Consider the following 15,549-nt stretch of genomic DNA (forward strand, 5'->3'; position numbering starts at 1 on the left):
TCCTATTATATGAAAAAAAATTCGATAACTGATGACAATTACCGCAATTAAAGCTATAATAGGTATATAAACAAAAAATTATTTTATGAGGTGACATACAATGCAATTTCCGATAGTTTTAGGTGTTTCTGCACGTCACGCACATCTGTGCCGTGAGCATATGGATATTTTATTTGGTGAAGGCAGTGAGCTGCACGTTAAAAAGGCAATTGGCCAGCCCGGTCAGTTTGCTTCCGAAGAACAGATTACCATGGTAACTCCCAAGGATTCCATGAAGCTGCGTATCATCGGTCCTCTGCGTCCGGAAACTCAGATTGAGCTTTCCCTGACCGACGCGCGCAAGGTTGGCCTGGATGCTCCTATCCGCAACAGCGGCGATATCGCAGGTAGCGCAGGTGCTAAGCTCATCGGTCCGAAGGGCGAGCTGGAGCTGAAAGAGGGTATTATCATCGCAGCACGTCACGTGCATCTGTATCCGGAAACCGCTGAAAAATACGGCCTGAAGGACGGCGATATCGTTGATATCCAGACAGAGGGCGAGCGTTCCGTAACCCTGCATAATGTTCTGGTACGTGCGGGCGTAAAGCATGCCGATGAGGTTCATATCGACACTGATGAAGCTAATGCCTGCAACCTGGGCAGCGGCGTGATGGTTAACATCGTTTATAACAAATAATTCCACCGTTTTTCCAACAAAAGGATGGTGAGTATATGAAAAAAATTACAGCCTTGGCAGCAGCACTTGTTTTGTGCGCTGCGCATGCTTCCGCCTACGAAAACAGCTACGCAGGCTACAGTGTCAAGGACGGACAGCCTTACTATAAGCTGGAAGCGAAGAAGGTTTATGCGTATACCAATATCAGCAGCAAAAAGGCTTATCAGAACGAAGAGGATTTAAAAAATACCGCAGTTAATATTGTTAACTATTACACAGCAGAGGATATGGAGCAGATTTTAGGCGAAAAATTCTCTACTGCTTATTTTGATGCGGAATATGAGAAGCTGGCACTTTTGGAGCGCTCCCAGCTTAATCCGAAAACCGTGCCTGCGCCGCTGCTGGAGCTTGATAAATATGCCGAGCACGACAGCAATGGTAATGTAACTATCCAAAGCAAGGTGCTCAAGGAGAAGCTGGATCAGCTTACTCCTGTAATCAAGGTAGGCAAGATTGCCGGCAAAAAGGCAATTACCATTTCTTATATCTATAAGCAATCTGATGTACTGTTTAAAATTGATACCAGCATGGTTTCTGCCAATGACAGACTTTATCTGCTGTCGACGGTGAACAGTGATCAGGATGTATACGCTCCGAAGAAGGACGAAAAAGCTGCTGACGCTGATACAGATGTTGATATCGATGATATTGAAGATATCGATACTGACGAAGCAGGCAGTGAGGATAAAGCAGCAAAAACCAAGCCTCAGGACGCAGCTTCTATAAAGGAAGCAGTAGAAAAGGCTCTGCAGGTAGAAAATGTTGCTTTGCGCGACATTCCTGCAGAAACAATGCAGCGCTTTGATAAAGCACACACTGATCTGCTGAAGGGCTTTAAGGCTTTTGCTCCGACAAGCACGCCGAAGGCCATTAGCTTTACTGATACTGCAGTCGGCAAAAGTGTGCAACTGCCGGATGACTGGTTCTACGGCCAGCTGAACCTGCGATATAAGGATAAAGGCACCTTTTATCTGACTACGGCTTCTTCTATGAAGCAAATGCAGGACGTTGCCGCAAATACGGATTATGACAATATCTATTCTGTATTTGCTATTCCGGCGTCTGATCCTGAATACCAGCAAAAGTTCATGGATCTTTACACCAGCGGCATGCGCAATGTTCTGGAGCATTGGAATCATCTGCTTGTTACCGTCAGCGTAGATAATATTAATGACGCTGATGCTAAAGATCTTTTAGCAACGCCTGTTGCCAACAAGCTTGCTGTAGAAAGCATTATTAATGATGGTCTGCAGCGACTGAAGGGCTTTGGCAACGAATACTTTGCTTTGAAGGATTATAAGACAAATTTTGACTTCACCAAGGAAAAAGCTCTTATCGGCATCAATGCTGATACCCAATTGCTGAAGGATTTTGCTTATAACAACAAAATTTTGCTGAGCTGTAACCAAAAAGCTGCTACAGCGATGCTTTTTATCGCTAAAAATGGCGTGGAAACAGAAAAAAGCCTTGAACAGCAAGTAAACGAATGGCACTTTTAACTACACAGGTGTAATGAGTTGCAGTGCATAAAAATCTCACGTCTGAGAAAAGAAAAATTTAACATAATATACATTATCGGACGTAAAATATTATTTTGCAGTCTTTGCGGTAAAAAGGCAGCATTATAGACATAGTTATTTCCCGACTGAGGAATTTGCTTAAAAAAGCGTCGGATTATGATAATTTTTCGCTTTTTGCTCCTCCCCCGGAGGTTTGGAGAAGTTTTTAACGTTTTTTATGTTAAATTAGCTACCGTGCGCACTGCTGTTTGACGAAATTACTTTTATCTGTTATAATTTGTATAAGGTAACTATAAACACATGATTGGAGGGTCTAAAATGGGAAGAAGAAAAGCACTCCCGCCGGACTTTGATGGCAACTATACCGAAGATATGTTGTCTGAACGCCAACGTAACATTTTGAAATTCGTCCGTACTTTTATTAATCATAAGGGTTATCCGCCTGCTGTACGCGAAATCGGTGCAGCTGTGGGTTTATCCTCCAGTGCCAGCGTGCATAATCATCTGAAGAAGCTGCAGGAGTATGGCTTCATTCAGCGTGATGCTGCTAAGCCGCGTGCTCTGGAGCTGATGAGCGAGAGCGATGCCTGGAGAAACAAACTCCTTGTTCCGGTACCGCTGGTTGGCAAGGTTACTGCAGGTGTTCCTATTCTTGCTGTTGAGAACATTGAAGAGACCTATCCTATTCCTCGCGACCTGATTGGCTGCGACGATGATGTTTTCATGCTTTCCGTATGCGGTGACAGCATGATTAACGCAGGTATTCTGGATCATGACTACATTATTGCACGTAAGCAGAATTTTGCTAATAACGGCGATATTGTTGTTGCTCTGATTGATGGCGAGGAAACCACCGTTAAGCGTTACTTCCGTGAGCTGCGCAGCGTGCGCCTGCAGCCGGAAAACGATAAGTACGAGCCTATTGTAGGTTCTGACAACATTAAGGTGCTTGGCAAGGTTATTTCTGTATTCCGCATGCTCTAATAGCTTGACTGTAAAATGCATGTAAAATGATGTCACTTTAGCGTCATATACGAAAAACAGCTCTTTACAGAGCTGTTTTTTTGTTATATATTATAGTTATGAATATGTGTAAACGATTTTTAAAAGGAGATGACGCTTATGTTACATCCATATACTGATATTATCATGAACGCCCAGCAATTCTTTGCTGCGGACCAGAGCGAGGCGAATCTGGTGAAGCTGTTGCATGCAGTCAGCGTAATGCTGCAGGAAGGTGCCGAGGTGCTCATTCCTACTGCTGCCGATGCGCCGGAGGGACAGCTGCTGCTGCAGACGCAGACTACGGACAGCGGCCTGGAATATATGACTGCTTACAGCAGCAAAGAGGCCTACGAGCAGGGAGAGCCTTGCAACGTTATCAGCCGTCCTTTGGTCAACTATTTTGAAGCTATCCTGCAAATGGACGGCATTGCGGGTATTATCTTTAACCCTGCTTCCCCCGCTCCCTTCAATATCCAAAACCAGATGATCAAGGAGCTGCTGACTGATGCCAAGAAGAACAAGCAGCAGAACGCTATTTCCGTTTGGCGCGGAGATATTACTACTTTGGACTGCGATGCAATTGTCAATGCTGCCAACAGCACGCTTTTAGGCGGCGGTGGTGTTGACGGTGCTATTCACAGCGCTGCAGGACCGCAGCTTTTGGAGGAATGCAAAACCTTAGGCGGCTGCACAACCGGTGCTGCCAAGATTACCTATGGCTATAACCTGCCTGCAAGCTACATTATTCATACCGTAGGCCCTATTTATAACGGTAAGGTTGAACAAAGACTGGAGCTGGCCGACTGCTACAAGAACAGCCTGGACCTGGCGCGCAAGCATCATCTGCACAGCATTGCTTTCCCGGCGATTTCTACCGGTGTTTATGCTTATCCTGTGGATGAGGCTGCTCGTATCGCTCTTTTGACCTGCACCGAATGGATTAACGCTAACGCCGACTATGGCATGAGCGTTGTGCTTACCTGCTTCAACAGCGGCGTTTATAACGCTTATCAGGAGCTTGTTAAAAAGGCGCAGAACGGCGAGCTGGACTAAGTAAATAGTGCTTTTCCGTATAACAAAACCCGTGACTTCTTTCGGAGGTCACGGGTTTTTCTTAGCTTTGGAGTAAACTTAACAGCGTACAGATTTACGCATTGATGATATTGTTGAACAAAGATTTATTGGCTTCGATAGGCTGCTTACCGCCGACTACGCAGATCAGGCCGTCGCTGAGCATGTCCTCTACTACCTTAGCCAGTGCTTGCAGGTCTGCATTGCTTACATTGAGGATTTCGTTGCGGATGCGCTGACGCAGCTCTACGGGAACGTGCTTCAGATATTGCGCAGTAGCCTTGTCAAGACGCATGCTGTTGGTCAGGGGCTTATCCATTGTGCTGATGGTACCGATAACGTATTTGTTCAGCTCGCGTTCGGGGAATTCTTCGTTTCTCAGCCATTCTGCCAGACCTTGGTATGCCTCCAGAGTTTTCGGCAGCTGCGGGTCGCGGTAGGATGCAAACACGCCTACACCGTTCAGCTCAAAGCGTGCGGTAACGCCGTAAGCGCCGCCCTGAATACGGATTTTGGTCCAGAGATATTCGTAGCTAAGGATTGTTTCCAGTACAGCCATAGCGCCCACGTATTTATGACCGTGCTTAGCAAAGTTGCCGCCTGCAGCAACGTATTGTACCTTGCCTGCGGTAGCAATAGCCTCGTTGACAGTGTCTACGGGCAGAACCTCAGCCTTCTCCCCTGCTTCTGCCTCAGACAGCTTGCTGATGAAATCAAGGCATTGCTGTTTTACTGCTGCCTGCTCCTTTACGTCACAGCTGTAGCTGAGCAGGAAACGATTCTTCTGGAAGAAGCGTTTGATTAACAGGCGCAGTTGCTCCAGTACCTGCGGTGCCAGCTCGTCGAAGTTGTCCGTCAGCTTTTTGAGGAACTGGTAATAGCTGAACTCATCCTGCTCGTTGACGCGTGCGCCGGCAGAGCAATAGGAGAACAGTCTGGTGATAGCAACTGTCTGACCGCGGTTGAAGAAGTTGTCGTCCCAATCGGTTTTCAGCTCGGACACCAACTCGCGGAAGCGCTCCAGGTCGTCCATCTTGCTTTCCAAAGCAATAGCCTGCAGAATGTCCAGCATTTTCGGCAGGTTATCTGTGAGACATTTGCCTTTGGTGGAGAAGTAAATTTTATAATCATCCGTAGATTCTGCTTCGGTGAAGGCGCGTACAGCGAACGCAATACCACCGGTATACATGATGGCGTTGGTTGCCAGCTCCTGATAGCTGTAGCGCTCGGTGTTGAACTTGCCCATGATATCTGTGAGCAGATAGCACAGAGGCAGCTTTTCGGCTTCCATATCGGTAATATCAAAATAGAAGCTGGTATAAGCGATTTTATTTGTATTGCGCGGAAGATACAGCAAATGGCTTGTGCCCAGCTGCTCTTCCTGTGTTTCAATCTTCTCTACCTCCTGCCTGATGTCGCTGCGCTTCAGTACAGGGATGGTTGCGCGTGCTTTCTCACTGTCGGGAGTAGCCTGCAGACGGTGCAGCTCGGCGCATTCGTCGATATGCTGCTGCAGCTCCTCCTGGCTCATCTGTGCCTTGATAGCGCTCATTTTGGCAGCAGCGGCCTCCTGGTCTGCCTCCTCCTTGCCGGGCTGCGGCAGCAGAGTTACCAGCACCTTATGGGTGTTGTCCAGCAGATAGTTTTCGATAATGCTTTCGTAATAGTTGGTTTTCAGGCCCTCGCGCAGAGCTGCCAGATATTTGTTGTAACAGAGGCCCTCAATCGGATTGCCGTCATACAGCCAGTTATCCATAACGCCGATGCCCAGAATCAGTCCCTTGGGATAGCCGCCGAAATCTGCTTCACGCAGCTTGAATTCCATGGAGTTGATGTTAGCCTCCAGCAGCTTTTTATCAATGCCGTTGATGGTGATGTCCTGCAATGTTTTATAAATAACGCTAATAAATTTATCGCGCAGCTCCTTCTCACTGCCGCTGGCGCGAATAGAAAATACCGGCTGATACATGCTTGAGGTATAGCTGCCGTTGATAATCTGGCCCACGCCTGCGTCCATCAGCGCACGGCGCAGTGCGGAGGATTCGCTGTCCAGCAGGGTGCTTTTCAGCAGGCTCAGAGCCATGCTGGTCTGCAGGTCGGTTGCCTTGCCGGTTACGATGGAAAGCTCGTGATATGTTTTAGCGGTACAATCCTCCTCTGCCCCAACCGGATAAAAGGCTTCAATATCCGCAGTACGCAGCAAGGGCTGCTGCTCTGCGATGGCGGAATCAACAGTACCGGTTTTCTCGAAGCTGCTCAGATATTCGCTGTCGAGATATTCCAAGGTAGCGTCGATATTCATATCGCCGTATAAATAGATATAGCTGTTTTCCGGGCTGTAATAGGTTTTGTGGAACTGCTCGAATTTTTCCTGAGTCAGCTGCGGAATAGCGTCCGGATAGCCGCCGGATTCAAAGCGGTAGCAGTTATCAGGGAACAGCGCCTTCAGCGCTTCGTTTTCCAGATATGCGTCCGGCGAAGAATATACGCCCTTCATTTCGTTATAAACAACGCCGTTGTAGCTCAGCTCGCCGTCGAGACTGTCCAGATTATAGTGCCAGCCCTCCTGACGCAGGGTGTATTTGTTCTGGTAGAAGGAAGGATAGAACACAGCGTCCAGATAGACGTCCATCAGGTTATGGAAGTCCTTATCGTTGCGGCTGGCAACGGGATACATGGTCTTATCCGGGAAGGTCATAGCGTTCAAAAAGGTGTTCAGAGAACCCTTGACGAGGTCTACGAAGGGCTCCTTTAAGGGATATTTGCGGGAGCCGCAGAGAGAGGAATGCTCCAGAATATGTGCTACACCTGTATCATCTGCAGGCGGAGTTCTGAAGGAAATAGAAAAAACCTTGTTATCGTCATCGTTAGCAAGGTACAAAAGGCGTGCGCCGCTCTTGATATGCTCCATGATATATGCCTGGGAGCTGATTTCATCTACAAATTGTGCTTGTAAAACCTTAAAGCCGTGGTATACGGCATTTATTGCTAAAGTCATTGTTGCCTCCTAAAAATTTACACTATGGTATTTATTATAGCATATTTGCATATCTATTGTCTGAAATTCTTGTAAAAACAGTTAGCTGTTGCTAAAAAAGATTATCTCCTTGCCAAAAGCGCTGTTCTTGCCTATAATAATTAGTAGAATAGTCAGAATCTGGAGGGAGTATTCATGGAAGAAGCACGCTTTACACTGCGCATTCATCCTATTATTATGAATAAGATGAAGCATTTGGCAAAGATAAATGGCCGTTCGGTCAATAAGGAAATCGAACAGATTTTGAAATGGGTTATTGATGATTACGAGCGCCAATACGGCAAAATTGAGCTGACCAAGGCGGAAATGCCTGGCTTCAGCAAAGGCGCAACGGTTAAGGAAGCGCCGGAGCAGCCTATGGAAATGCTCTTCGGTTTGGATAATAAAAGCAAAAAATAATATATAGGCTCCCCTGCCCTACGCTATACAAATAATTAAGGCACTACTGCGCTCACAGTAGTGCCTTTAGTGTTTATGCTTATTTTGCTATTGCGTGCTCCTTCAGCTCCAGCTTTTGCTTTTCTTCTACCTCTTTGATACGGCAGCTGGCGAAAATAGAACCGGAAACGTTATGCCATACGCTGAAGATAGCGCCCGGAAGCGTAGCCAGCGGATTTGCAGCAAAGTTTGCCGTTGCCAGAGCAAGCGCCAAACCGCTGTTTTGCATAGCAACCTCAATAGCAATAGAAGTTTCCTTAGCGTAGGATACCTTCATCAGACGCGCCATGCCCAGGCCCAGTGCCATACCGATGCCGTTGTGCAGGACAACTGCCAGCATTACGATCAGACCGCAGCTCATCAGCTTAGCAGCATTGACAGCAACGATACCATCGATAATGGTTACAATCGCTATAACGGAAACCAACGGCAGAATACCGCCCAGCTTGACGATGGTTTCGTGGAAAAGGCTGTTTAAGATGATACCTGCAAGCACAGGCAGCAGCACAATCTTCACTACGGAAAGTACCATAGCCATAAAGCTTACCTCAACCCATGAACCTGCCAGCAGGTACACCAGCACAGGTGTTACCAACGGTGCAATCAGAGTCGAAGAGATGGTCATGCCAACGGATAAGGGAACGTCACCCTTAGCGATGTAGGCAATAACGTTGCTGGCAGTACCGCCGGGGCAGCAGCCTACGAGGATAACGCCCAGAGCGATATCAGTATCAAGATTCATCACTACAGCCAGAAAATAGGCTGCCAGGGGCATGATGGTGTATTGCAGGATACAGCCGGAAATAACCTCCTTAGGTCGGGAAAAGACGATTTGGAAGTCCTCGCGCTTGATGGTCAGGCCCATGCCGAACATTGCCGTGCCCAGGAAGAGAGCGGTATACTGCGGAATCCACATGAATTTTTGCGGATGTGTAAAAGCAACCGCAGAGGTGATTAAAATCACGACGGCGATGTACTTGGATAACAATCCGCTAACCTTGCCAATGATGTTTAAAACGCTGTTTTGCTCGTTCATATTAAATTGCCTCCTTACATGTATGCTGCCCTGGGGCAGTCACGCTGTTAATTGCCTCGAGCAGAAGCAATTACATGGGTATTGTACCACAAAAAGGAGGAAAAATCCATGCCCGGCTTAAAGTATCAGCAGGCCTCCAGCAGGTGCGACACCTTTACCTGCAGCTTATCGGCGATGCGGAATACCAGGTCCATACTCGGGCGCGCGCTTCCGTGCTCTATTTTGCTCAAATACTGCGGAGTAATGCCTATCTGCTCTGCGAGCATCCCCTGCCCCAGCTCCTGCATGATTCTGTAATAACGTATTTTTCTGCCCATTTCTACATACTTTTCGCAATACATATATCATCCACTCCTCTACTTCTTACTGATTATAGCTTACAGTATTTCCGGCATTTCTTCATGTAAAAAAAGGTGCGAAGACAGCCTTGATACTGCTTGCCAAAGTAAATACAGGCGCATTCCTGAAAAACGTGCCGGCAATCAGTGTTACTTTTGCGTTATGCCTTAGCATAATCTTATTATAAAAAATAGGATAGCCAGAGATTGGCTATCCTAAAAAATTTTTTGAGAAATTTTTAGATATTTTTTGTGAAAATGAATTTTGTACTTAGTTTACCGGTATCTCCTGTCTGGAAATAACCTCAATCAGCTCGCCTTGGCTTTTCAGCCAGATATCAATGCCCTTGCCGAAAACCTCTGCTTCGATAAGCGTACCGTTTTCGCCCTCCTCTACTACCTTGGCAGTAGGCAGGCGGTCAAGGATGTACTCGTAGCTGCCACCCTTAAACAGGAAGCGCAGGCGCTGCAGATGGCCGCCGTACATAAACTGGATGCGCTTGCGGAACTCGCCCTCCTCAAAGCGTTTGGAATACGGAACGGCAAAATGCGTTTCGGTGACGCTAAAGCTGTTGATTCTGTCGATGCGGTAGATAGTCGGGAAGGGATCGTTTTCTATCTCGAATTTGAGCTTCTCTTTCTCCTTGGGCACGATGAAGCCTGCCAAATAAAAGTAGAATTCGGAGAACATGATGCCTACGGGCTGCAGTCTGCGCTGCACTAGCACGCCGTCGGTGCGGCGGTAGTTGATGATTATCTCCAGATGCTCATGCACAGCGCCGCTAAGCTCCCACATTTTCTTCAGGAACTTATCCTTGTGCTGCGGTTCTACATAAAGCAGCTTTTCGTTGCCTATAAGCTCGCTCACACGCTGCTGCTCCGTTTTAGGGATACAGCAGTCAATCAGCTTATCGATAATCGGGTAAAGCTCATTTTTGGTGAAGGCCCTGCTTTCCAGCAGTATTTTGAGCGTGGCGAAAACCTCCTCGTTGGACAGCAGATTGCGTGAGGGCGGTACAAGCTGGTAAGCGCCGAGCTTCTGATTGTAGACCAAATCCTGCACCAGTCCTGATGCTTCATTCTGCTCATGTAAAAAGGACCGCAGGTCTTCTATGTCGCGCTGAATAGAGCGTAAGGAGCAGCCGAAGCGTTGGGCCTCCTCCTTCTTGTAGAGCATTTTGCCGTCTACCAGACGCGAATACATATAGAGCAAACGATCCTTTGCGATGCGTAAATCTGTCATTATTAGTTCCTCCCTGCCATGAAATTTGCAAAGCGGTTGATGTAAGAAAATCTCTTTAAGCTTATTATAGCACAATCATTCTCTTAAGCAAACGTTTTGCCACCGGCTATAAGCAAATTTTACCATAGGGGGAGGACACATATTGTCTTTCTCTAAAAATATTTTTGGCTTTTTTATTTATTTTAGAGATAACAGGCTAAAAATTACGCCTGTTCAGTTTTAAGCGCAGGCAGAACGCCATCCAGTGCTTCCAAAGCACGTGCTGCAATCTGAGCGTTCTTTTCTCTCTTCTTGCGGATGCGTACAGTGAGCGGCGGAATGAGGCCGAAGTTGATGTTCATCGGCTGGAAGTTTTCAATCGTCGGATTGCTGATATAGTTGGCCAGTGCTCCGTGTGCGGTTACGTCGGGGAATTCTACCTCAGGCAGCTCCAATACCGCTCTTGCGGCAGCCAAACCGGCCATCAATCCGGATGCTGCTGATTCAACGTAGCCTTCTACGCCTGTCATTTGTCCGGCAAAGTAGAAGCGCTTATTGCTGCGCAGGTTGAAGTGCTTATCTAGAAGCTGCGGCGAATTCAGGTAGGTGTTTTTGTGCATGACGCCGAAGCGGACGAACTCTGCGTTTTCCAGACCGGGAATCATGCCGAAAACACGTCTTTGCTCCGGCCATTTGAGATGTGTCTGGAAGCCTACCAGATTATAAAGGGAGGCAGCGGCGTTATCCTGACGCAGTTGTACTACTGCATATGCTTCCTTGCCATTACGCGGGTCAATGAGGCCTACAGGCTTCAGCGGGCCGAAGCGCATGGTGTCCTCGCCTCTTGCAGCCATTTCCTCGATAGGCATGCAGGCTTCAAATACATCATGCTCAAAATCCTTTACGGGAGCGCTTTCCGCATTGCAGAGAGCTTCCCAGAAGGCAACGTATTCCTCCTTCGTGTAGAAGGGGCAGTTGAGGTAGTCGGCGCCGCCCTTGTCGTAGCGTGAGGCACGGTAAACCTTGTCATAGTCCAGGGAATCGGCGGTAACAATCGGTGCTGCGGCATCAAAGAAGTGCAGATAATCAGCCTGCAGCAGCTTTTTGATATCGGCGAAAAGCGCGTCGCTGGTCAGCGGGCCGCTGGCTACGATAACAGTGCCTTCGAGGCTTTCCAGGTCGGTCACCTCTTCGTGGATGACGGTAACGAGCGGATTGGCCTTCACTGCTTCGGTTACGGCAGCGGCAAAGCCGTCGCGGTCAACAGCCAGAGCGCCGCCGGCAGGCACCTGATGCTCGTCAGCCTTTTGCATGATGAGGGAGCCTAAACGGCGCATTTCTTCCTTCAGCAGTCCGACAGCGTTTTCAATGTTGCCTGCGCGCAGGGAGTTGCTGCAGACAAGCTCGGCAAAATATGCGGTTTTATGTGCTTCGTCACTTTTTACGGGACGCATTTCGTGCAGGATTACAGGGATACCATGGCGCGTGAGCTGGGTAACGGCTTCGCAGCCTGCCAGGCCCGCACCGATTACGTGTACAGGAGAGATAGTCATTTATTCCTTGCTGCCTTTCTTAGTTGTAATAGTTTTCTTTGCAGTAGTTGCTTTAGTTGCAGTAGCTTTCTTTGCTGCAGTGGTTTTCTTCGCAGCAGTTTTGGTAGCAGTAGTTTTCTTAGCGGTAGTCTTTTTAGACGCCGTAGTTTTCTTGGTTGCGGTTGTTTTAGCTTCCGTAGTCTTTGCTGCAGCTGTTTTGGAAGCATATACCGGTCTTGCCTTGGAGCATTCCGGGTTGCTGCAGAATTTGCGCTTGCTGCCGTTACGTTCCACGTGCTCTACCATCATATGCTTGCATTCCGGACATTCTTCGTTAAGCGGCTTATCCCAAGTGGTGTAATCGCAGTCTGGATATCTTTCGCAGCCATAGAATACCTTGCCGGTCTTGCTCTTGCGTTCGAGGATATCGGCGCCGCACTTAGGACATTTAACACCAATCGGGTGCAGAATGGGTTTGGTATTGCGGCATTTGGGGAAGTTGGGGCAAGCCAGAAACTTGCCGAAGCGTCCTTCGCGGATAACCATCATGGTGCCGTCGTTGCACTTGTCGCAGGGAACGTCGGATACCTCGAGCGGGATTTCAACGATAGGAATTGCCACGCCGGCGTGGTCCAGCTCCTTTTTGAAGGGACCGTAGAATTCGCTGAGGACTTCGTCCTTGGTGTGCTTCTTCTCGGCAACCTCATCCAGCTTTTCCTCCATCTGGGCGGTGAAGCCGATGTTGATGAGTTCCTTGAAATATTCGGTGAGCATATCCACGGTCATAATGCCAAGCTCGGTAACGAGCAGCTTTTTGGCATCCTTAACAACGTAACCGCGGGTGAGCAGTGTAACGATGGTAGGTGCAAAGGTGCTGGGGCGGCCGATGCCCTTCTCCTCCAGCTCCTTGATGAGCGTTGCTTCGGTGAAGTGCGCAGGCGGCTCGGTGAAGTGCTGTTCTGCCGGCATGAGCTTGTAAAGCAGCAGCTTGCTGCCGGGTTCAACATAAGGAACCTTGGAGTCCTTTTCTTTATCGTCATATTTGCTGTGCAGCTGCAAGAAGCCCGGGAATTTCAGTACGGAGCCTGTTGCACGCAGCTGGTAGTCGGCAGCATCAATTGTCAGGGTGGTAACGTCATAAACAGCGTCCGTCATCTGACTGGCAACAACGCGGTTCCAGATGAGCGTATACAGCTTCAGTTGGTCGTTGGTGAGGTGCTCCTGCATCTCGGCCGGGGTACGCATGACGCTGGTCGGACGAATCGCCTCATGCGCGTCCTGAGCGTTCTTTTTGGTGCTGTAATGGTTTTCCTTCGCCGGGCAGAATTCGCTGCCGAAGTTTTGCTTGATATAGTCGCGGATTTCGCTAATGGCAACCTCTGCCAGACGCACGGAGTCGGTTCTCATGTAGGTAATCAGGCCAACGGAGGTTTTGCCCAGAGATACGCCTTCATAAAGCTGCTGTGCAAGCATCATGGTCTTTTTAGCGCTGAAGTTGAGCTTTTTGTTGGCCTCCTGCTGCATGCTGGAGGTAGTAAACGGCGGTACGGGGTGACGCTTGCGTTCTTTTTTTACTGCGTCGCTTACAATATAATCAGCCTTGGAAAGTGCCTCCTCCGCAGCTCTGGCCTCCTGCTCGTTGTGCAGCTCCAGCTTTTTGCCCTTATATTTTACTGCTTCAGCTTCAAAGAGCTGGCCCTTGCTGCCTTCACGCAGCTTGGCGCTTAACGTCCAGTATTCTACCGGCACGAAATCTTCGATTTCACGGTCGCGGTCAGCAACGATTTTGGTAGCAACGGATTGTACGCGGCCGGCGCTGAGTCCCTTGCGGATTTTGCGCCACAGCAACGGGCTCAGCTGATAGCCTACGATGCGGTCTAAAATACGGCGTGCCTGCTGTGCATCAACCATATCCATGTCAATGCAGCGCGGATGCTTGATAGCGTCCTTGACAGCGGCAGCGGTAATTTCATGAAATTCGATACGGCAGGCAGATGTCGGGTCAATTCCCAGGATAAATGCCAGATGCCAGCTGATTGCTTCACCCTCGCGGTCAGGGTCAGTTGCCAGTAAAACTTTGTCGGCTTTTTTGGCTTCAGCCTTCAGGGATTTGATCAAATCGCCCTTGCCGCGGATGTTGATATATTTCGGCTCAAATTCGTTTGCATGCTCCTCGTCCGGCAGAAAGGTTACACCCAGGGTGCTTTTCGGCAGGTCGCGCAGATGTCCCATTGAAGCCTTTACAGTATAGTTTTTACCTAAAAATTTTTCGATAGTCTTGGATTTCGTAGGTGATTCCACGATAACCAGAGTCTTTGCCATTTATGTTCCTCCTACTTTCGGTAGTAACGCTGCGCCTGATCTGTAGCCACCAGTCCGGCGGCCTGCAGGTCAAGCAGTTCCATGCTCACGGCAGCAAAAGCGGCTCCGCTCTGCTCCGTAAGCTTTTCTAAAGAAAGCGCTCCTGCCTGCAAAAGCGCAAGCAGCTTCGCTCCTAATTCCGTTGTGACAGGTGCGGGCGCAGGCTTTGGTTCCTGCTGCGCGCAGTCAAATATACTCGGCTGGGTTATGCGGCGGTTCATCGCCTGCTGCCAGCTTCTTTTATCGTCTAAAATATCCTGTGGCATATCTACCAGCTTGGCACCGGTGCGGATAAGCTCGTGACAGCCTATGCTGCTGCCGTCGAAAATATTCCCCGGTACGCAATAAACCTCACGTCCCTCATCAGCAGCGATGTTCGCCGTAATTACAGCGCCGCTGCGCTTGCCTGCCTCTGCTACCAGTACGGCCTGCGACAGACCGACGATGATGCGGTTGCGTGCAGGAAAGTTGGCCGCTGCGGGCGGAACTCCCGGCGGATATTCCGTCACCAATGCGCCCTGCTCAGCAATGCGGGCGAACAGTTTGGCGTTTTCGGGCGGATAGACAATATCCAACCCGCAGCCTAATACTGCTACCGTCGTACCTCCGGCCTGCAGGCAGGCCTCGTGCGCCGCCGTATCAATGCCCTTGGCACCGCCGCTGATGATGGGTATGCCCTCGCGCGTCATCGCCTTGGCAAAGTAGCCTGCGGCACGCACGCCATATTCGCTGCAGCGCCGTGAGCCGACGATGGCCAAAGCATAATTTGCCTGCGGCAGCTCGCCCTTGACGTACAAAACTAAGGGCTTGTCGCTTAATTGGTGCAGGCTTTGCGGATAAGCAGCATCGGTATAGGCCAGTATCTGCACGCCGTTATGACGGCAGAAGTAATCCAGCCTTTGCGGCAGGCGTGCATCACGGTTGCTGATAAAGTTTTGCACTGCTCGCGGCGTACAAAGCCCTGTTGCCGTGAGTTTGGCGGCACTTGCTTCAAAAACAGCGCGGGCACTGCCCAAAGCGTTAATCAGATCAGGTATTCTGCTGCGTCCCAGACCGGGGACAACAGCGCAGACAGCGGCAAGATATAAGGTATCCATAAGGTCACACTCCTCCTGTAATAAATACATGATTATGCAGTCAGAGCGGAACTTCATGCCACAGCCTTCATAATATGCGATTTTCTTACATTATAATGATGAAATTCGTATTGGTCAAGTAAATTAATTATACAATAGAAGAAATCGTCAGCAAAATGCGGGGTAAATTCTTCACGA

12 protein-coding genes and 1 pseudogene are annotated in these 15,549 nt (G+C 48.9%); 6 read left to right on the top strand and 7 right to left on the bottom strand.

Going from position 1 to position 15,549, the window contains the following annotated elements:
* Positions 1 to 100: 100 nt before the first annotated feature.
* The 5 genes and pseudogenes from pduL to KAH19_RS11125 all read left to right on the top strand — a co-directional run bounded on the left by pduL (position 101) and on the right by KAH19_RS11125 (position 4,293).
* On the top strand, positions 101 to 676 hold the full coding sequence (gene pduL, locus KAH19_RS09595; RefSeq protein ID WP_210684411.1) for a phosphate propanoyltransferase: 576 nt from the start codon (positions 101 to 103) through the stop codon (positions 674 to 676).
* A 35-nt stretch (positions 677 to 711) separates the two neighbouring features.
* The gene (locus KAH19_RS09600; RefSeq protein WP_210684412.1) at positions 712 to 2,214 is read left to right on the top strand and encodes a hypothetical protein; all 1,503 of its coding nucleotides are present in this window, start codon (positions 712 to 714) and stop codon (positions 2,212 to 2,214) included.
* A 339-nt stretch (positions 2,215 to 2,553) separates the two neighbouring features.
* Positions 2,554 to 3,219, top strand: a complete 666-nt coding sequence (gene lexA, locus KAH19_RS09605) for a transcriptional repressor LexA (protein ID WP_050787083.1) — start codon at positions 2,554 to 2,556, stop codon at positions 3,217 to 3,219.
* Positions 3,220 to 3,384: 165 nt separating this feature from the next.
* Positions 3,385 to 3,720, top strand: a pseudogene (locus KAH19_RS11120) (SseB family protein); the annotation flags it as partial.
* Between the two features lie 3 nt (positions 3,721 to 3,723).
* Positions 3,724 to 4,293, top strand: coding sequence for an O-acetyl-ADP-ribose deacetylase (locus tag KAH19_RS11125; protein ID WP_371816705.1), 570 nt, complete (start codon positions 3,724 to 3,726; stop codon positions 4,291 to 4,293).
* Positions 4,294 to 4,387: 94 nt separating this feature from the next.
* Here the strand turns inward: KAH19_RS11125 and KAH19_RS09615 are convergent, their stop codons facing one another.
* Positions 4,388 to 7,309, bottom strand: coding sequence for an insulinase family protein (locus KAH19_RS09615; protein ID WP_210684414.1), 2,922 nt, complete (start codon positions 7,307 to 7,309; stop codon positions 4,388 to 4,390).
* A 174-nt stretch (positions 7,310 to 7,483) separates the two neighbouring features.
* On the opposite strand from KAH19_RS09615, the gene KAH19_RS09620 reads away from it, so the two are divergent.
* On the top strand, positions 7,484 to 7,747 hold the full coding sequence (locus KAH19_RS09620) for an Arc family DNA-binding protein (protein WP_210684415.1): 264 nt from the start codon (positions 7,484 to 7,486) through the stop codon (positions 7,745 to 7,747).
* Between the two features lie 79 nt (positions 7,748 to 7,826).
* Here KAH19_RS09620 and KAH19_RS09625 read toward each other — a convergent pair whose 3' ends face one another.
* From KAH19_RS09625 to dprA, 6 genes are all read right to left on the bottom strand, one after another.
* Positions 7,827 to 8,822, bottom strand: a complete 996-nt coding sequence (locus KAH19_RS09625; protein ID WP_210684416.1) for a bile acid:sodium symporter family protein — start codon at positions 8,820 to 8,822, stop codon at positions 7,827 to 7,829.
* A 125-nt stretch (positions 8,823 to 8,947) separates the two neighbouring features.
* Positions 8,948 to 9,163 (bottom strand): helix-turn-helix domain-containing protein, encoded by a 216-nt coding sequence (locus tag KAH19_RS09630; RefSeq protein ID WP_210684417.1) that lies wholly within the window; start codon positions 9,161 to 9,163, stop codon positions 8,948 to 8,950.
* 268 nt (positions 9,164 to 9,431) lie between these two features.
* The gene (locus KAH19_RS09635; protein WP_210684418.1) at positions 9,432 to 10,403 is read right to left on the bottom strand and encodes a YafY family protein; all 972 of its coding nucleotides are present in this window, start codon (positions 10,401 to 10,403) and stop codon (positions 9,432 to 9,434) included.
* 203 nt (positions 10,404 to 10,606) lie between these two features.
* Positions 10,607 to 11,935: a methylenetetrahydrofolate--tRNA-(uracil(54)-C(5))-methyltransferase (FADH(2)-oxidizing) TrmFO gene (trmFO, locus tag KAH19_RS09640; protein ID WP_210684419.1), complete on the bottom strand. Its 1,329-nt coding sequence runs from the start codon at positions 11,933 to 11,935 to the stop codon at positions 10,607 to 10,609.
* Entirely contained in the window at positions 11,936 to 14,236 is a 2,301-nt protein-coding gene (topA, locus tag KAH19_RS09645) for a type I DNA topoisomerase (protein WP_210684420.1), read from the bottom strand.
* Between the two features lie 11 nt (positions 14,237 to 14,247).
* Positions 14,248 to 15,372, bottom strand: a complete 1,125-nt coding sequence (dprA, locus tag KAH19_RS09650) for a DNA-processing protein DprA (RefSeq protein ID WP_210684421.1) — start codon at positions 15,370 to 15,372, stop codon at positions 14,248 to 14,250.
* Positions 15,373 to 15,549 lie beyond the last annotated feature (177 nt).

This window comes from Phascolarctobacterium sp. Marseille-Q4147 (assembly GCF_017968825.1).
In the GTDB taxonomy this organism is placed as follows: domain Bacteria; phylum Bacillota; class Negativicutes; order Acidaminococcales; family Acidaminococcaceae; genus Phascolarctobacterium_A.

Excerpts from the sequence above, each read along its gene's own strand:
- KAH19_RS09600 (WP_210684412.1), top strand. The coding sequence starts at position 712 with ATGAAAAAAATTACAGCCTTGGCAGCAGCACTTGTTTTGTGCGCTGCG.
- KAH19_RS09615 (WP_210684414.1), bottom strand. The coding sequence starts at position 7,309 with ATGACTTTAGCAATAAATGCCGTATACCACGGCTTTAAGGTTTTACAA.
- pduL (WP_210684411.1), top strand. The coding sequence starts at position 101 with ATGCAATTTCCGATAGTTTTAGGTGTTTCTGCACGTCACGCACATCTG.
- KAH19_RS11125 (WP_371816705.1), top strand. The coding sequence starts at position 3,724 with ATGATCAAGGAGCTGCTGACTGATGCCAAGAAGAACAAGCAGCAGAAC.
- dprA (WP_210684421.1), bottom strand. The coding sequence starts at position 15,372 with ATGGATACCTTATATCTTGCCGCTGTCTGCGCTGTTGTCCCCGGTCTG.
- lexA (WP_050787083.1), top strand. The coding sequence starts at position 2,554 with ATGGGAAGAAGAAAAGCACTCCCGCCGGACTTTGATGGCAACTATACC.
- trmFO (WP_210684419.1), bottom strand. The coding sequence starts at position 11,935 with ATGACTATCTCTCCTGTACACGTAATCGGTGCGGGCCTGGCAGGCTGC.
- KAH19_RS09635 (WP_210684418.1), bottom strand. The coding sequence starts at position 10,403 with ATGACAGATTTACGCATCGCAAAGGATCGTTTGCTCTATATGTATTCG.
- KAH19_RS09625 (WP_210684416.1), bottom strand. The coding sequence starts at position 8,822 with ATGAACGAGCAAAACAGCGTTTTAAACATCATTGGCAAGGTTAGCGGA.
- KAH19_RS09630 (WP_210684417.1), bottom strand. The coding sequence starts at position 9,163 with ATGTATTGCGAAAAGTATGTAGAAATGGGCAGAAAAATACGTTATTAC.
- KAH19_RS09620 (WP_210684415.1), top strand. The coding sequence starts at position 7,484 with ATGGAAGAAGCACGCTTTACACTGCGCATTCATCCTATTATTATGAAT.
- topA (WP_210684420.1), bottom strand. The coding sequence starts at position 14,236 with ATGGCAAAGACTCTGGTTATCGTGGAATCACCTACGAAATCCAAGACT.